The organism is Kitasatospora sp. NPDC058406 (assembly GCF_042722765.1).
In the GTDB taxonomy this organism is placed as follows: domain Bacteria; phylum Actinomycetota; class Actinomycetes; order Streptomycetales; family Streptomycetaceae; genus Kitasatospora.
This window is the reverse complement of record NZ_JBHXKE010000147.1, coordinates 1-3,224: the sequence shown is the minus strand read 5'-3', so window position 1 is coordinate 3,224 and position 3,224 is coordinate 1. Positions and strand designations below refer to the sequence as shown.

The window sequence follows — 3,224 nt, the reverse complement described above, 5'->3', positions numbered from 1 at the left end:
GACCGACAGACACGCCGTCACTGCGCAACCTCAGGCAACACAACCGTGCGGCTGATGAGCACACCGCCCACCCAGACGGCCGACGGGCGTGGGCTTGAAAACCGCCCAGCGCCGTCTCGCCGACGCCGCGGCTTCGGAGTATCCGAAATGTATTCGATATACGAAATAAGGGTCAAGGGATTGCAGCGAGCTTGCCAAGCGCACTTCGGCGGGCACGCACCCGGAAGCCGGTGCCTTCCGAAGAGCGGGGTGCATCTCCGCCGGTCCGGCACAGGGCCGGTGTCTCGGCGACAGGAACGGGCCACCATGTCGTCTCGTCGACGCAGGCGCCGGGACGTCGTCGGTGATGGGATGGCCGGAGAAGTCCGCGAAGGCCTGGAAGCACTGGAAGCACTGGAAGCACTGGAAGCCGTCACCCTGTGGGTGACGGCTTTCCCGCGTCCTGTCGCACCGCCCAGGGGTGGAAGTCGCCGAGCCGCAGGCGGCCCGTCCGGACCAGGCGGTGACGCCGGGGTCAGGTGTCGGCGGCGGGCGGCTGTCCGGCGTCGTGGCGAAGCTGTTCGTTGATGCGCAGGGCTTCTTCGAGTTGGTCTTCGAGGATGATGATGCGGCAGGCGGCGTCGATGGCGGTGCCCTGGTCGACGAGGTCGCGGGCGCGCATGGCGATGCGTAGCTGGTAGCGGGAGTAGCGGCGGTGGCCGCCGTCGGAGCGTAGCGGGGTGATGAGGCCCTGGTCGCCGAGGGTGCGCAGGAAGCCGGCCGTGGTTCCGGTCATGGCGGCGGCGCGGCCCATGGTGTCGGCGGGGTAGTCGTCGTCGTCGAAGCTGCTGGGGGTGGGGGCGTGTCGGTCGTCGTCGTCACTGCACCTCTCTTGGTTCCTGGGGAACGCGTCGAGGGGCCCCGGCGCCATTGCGGCTCCGGGGCCCCGAAGGGGAACAACACCATCTACCGGCCTGGGCCGGTCCTCTGTTTCCGCACTGCCCCGGGGGATGGGGCGTGCGGGGATCGCGTATGCGTGACCGGAAACCACCGTCCTTCGTAGCTGGGGGGTCTGCGGTGTCCGCCCGGACTGAAAAGCCGTCTCACGGGCCGGGCGATCCTGATGGCGCTTGCGCCCTCCGTTCTTCCTCTGCGTCACTGACATTCCTGCGAACTGCGGTTTCACACGGGTACTGCTGGTACTGCGCACTGCTTCGGCAGCCCTTGACTGCCACCCGGTCCGGCTGCCGGCTCCATCGCCCGTCCTGCTCACGAGCCCGGCGTGGAACCCCGCTGTCCGGACCTCCCCGGCACGCGCGCCCGCAGTCCGGCGCCTTTGCAGGGGTACTGCGTCCTGCTGAACTGCATTGACTGCGAATCGACTTCACTCACTGAAGTGCGATACCGCCTCGTGGCGGCCCCTGATCACCGCGGGCCGCCCGGCCCGGCCACCGGCCCTGTCGCCGCACTGCACTTCCTTGGCTTCAGGGCCCCGCAACCGTGCCGACCTGCGAACTTCCGTCACACTTCCCGCCAGTTCGTGTCTGGCGGGCACCTCTCGACTGCCGACTACGAGAGAAACACTAACCACAGCCGACATCAATGTCTACTCCCGCCAGAACAGATTTTTCCGCGCCCGAGGGGAAGGTAGTCTTCGGCCCCAACAGAGACGGACAGACGCCCCGCCCCGGCGCCGCAGGGGATCCAGGAATCGATGGGGAGACGCCGATGACGGGAGGGGCACCACCGGCGGTGCCCCTCCCCGGGACCACGCCTCACACCCCCGCGCACGCGGAAGTCCCTGCCGGCGGCCCTCGCCGAAGCCGTCCGCGACCGCGGAGAACACGTCCTGCGCCGCCCCCTGGCCCGCTTCGCCGAACAGGCAGCCGTTACCGGCCTCCCAGCCCTCAACCCCACCAGCACCCGCATCGTTGCCGGCATAGGTGCCGGCATCGGCACCGGCACCACGACCGGCCCGCAGCACGACGGTGTCCACCGGCAGCGCGGGCCCACACAGGGCCGAACGCACCGCCCCTGCGCAGCTGTGACCGAAGGGTGTCGGGGACGGGAGCGGTGGCGCTACCGGGCGAGGAGGGCGGTGACAGTCTTGCCGCCGGTCTGCCGGGGGGTGACGGTGGTGGTGTGGGCGAGGCGGTTGACCATGGGCCAGCCGAATCCGCCGGTGCCGGCGGCGAGGTCGGGGGTACGCATGCGCGCGGTCGCGGGCTGCGGTCGTGGACGGCCACCTCGACGCCGTCCGTGTACGCGGTCAGGTCCAGCGCGAACGTGCCGCCGCCGTGGCGCAGGGCGTTGGTCACGAGTTCCGAGACCACGAGGATCACCGCGGCCGCGGCCTCGGGTGCGAGGGTCGGCACGAGGCCCGCGAGGAATCCGCGTGCGCTCTCGCGCGCACCCGCGACCGAGAGGACCCAACCGGGGGCTTCGACAGCGACGCTCACCGTGTCCATCAGGTCACCTGCTCCCCGGGGCACCAACCCCTCTCCGGCCTGCCCGACCCTCATTCCCCGACAGCCCGAGCACCAACCCCACCACAACCATCCCGCAACCGGCACCCGCCGTTCTCCGGGCGACGGGCGACGGGCGACGGGCAACGGGCGACGGGCGACGGGCGAGGTTCTGACGGCGGGCCGACCCCGGACCGGCGCGGGGTCGGCCCGGCGACGGTGGTGCCGTCTGACCGGCGGCGGCCCCGGTCACCAGGACCACGGCGACGGCCTGTGCGGGAGTCCGGGCGGCCGGACGCCGGCGGGTGCGCAGCCGGGCCAGGCGTCGGGGGTGCGGGCCGGGTCGCGCTCACGCATCACTGCCCAGCGCCGCTCGCACTCGGCCCGGCAGTGCGCCTGGGTGCGCTGCTCGGCGGCGGCCAGGCGCTCCGGGGTGACGCCGAACAGGGGCGCCACCCACTGCTCCCAGGGCGTCCAGCGGTCCTGGTCCGGGTCGTAGCGGCTGCGGGCGGCCCGGCCCCGGTGGCCGGTGTTCTCCAGCTCTCGGTAGGTGGCCTCGGCCGATCATCGGACAATCGGAGCGCTATGCGGTAGCTTGCGGGCAACACCCGACATGTCAAGGTAAAGCATGCCGTGGAGACTGCATCGAACCGGCGGGCCGGACAGTGCGTCAGAGGCTCCGGAGAGATGGTGCCCCGGGACGCGCTGCTGTCGGACCTCGGCTGCGAGCGGGACGCCCAGGGCTGGGTGACCACCGACGCCGCGGGCCGCACCGGCGTG

Annotated in this window: 2 protein-coding genes and 1 pseudogene; all 3 read right to left on the bottom strand. The window is 71.5% G+C overall.

Going from position 1 to position 3,224, the window contains the following annotated elements; genetic code table 11:
• Window positions 1–514: 514 nt before the first annotated feature.
• Window positions 515–793: a MerR family transcriptional regulator gene (locus tag ACFWOG_RS25930; protein ID WP_380361183.1), complete on the bottom strand. Its 279-nt coding sequence runs from the start codon at window positions 791–793 to the stop codon at window positions 515–517.
• Window positions 794–2,058: 1,265 nt separating this feature from the next.
• Window positions 2,059–2,447, bottom strand: a pseudogene (locus ACFWOG_RS25925) (ATP-binding protein).
• Between the two features lie 246 nt (window positions 2,448–2,693).
• Window positions 2,694–2,900, bottom strand: coding sequence for a hypothetical protein (locus tag ACFWOG_RS25920; RefSeq protein WP_380361165.1), 207 nt, complete (start codon window positions 2,898–2,900; stop codon window positions 2,694–2,696).
• Between the last annotated feature and the right edge of the window lie 324 nt (window positions 2,901–3,224).

Excerpts from the sequence above, each read along its gene's own strand:
- ACFWOG_RS25930 (WP_380361183.1), bottom strand. The coding sequence starts at position 793 with ATGGGCCGCGCCGCCGCCATGACCGGAACCACGGCCGGCTTCCTGCGC.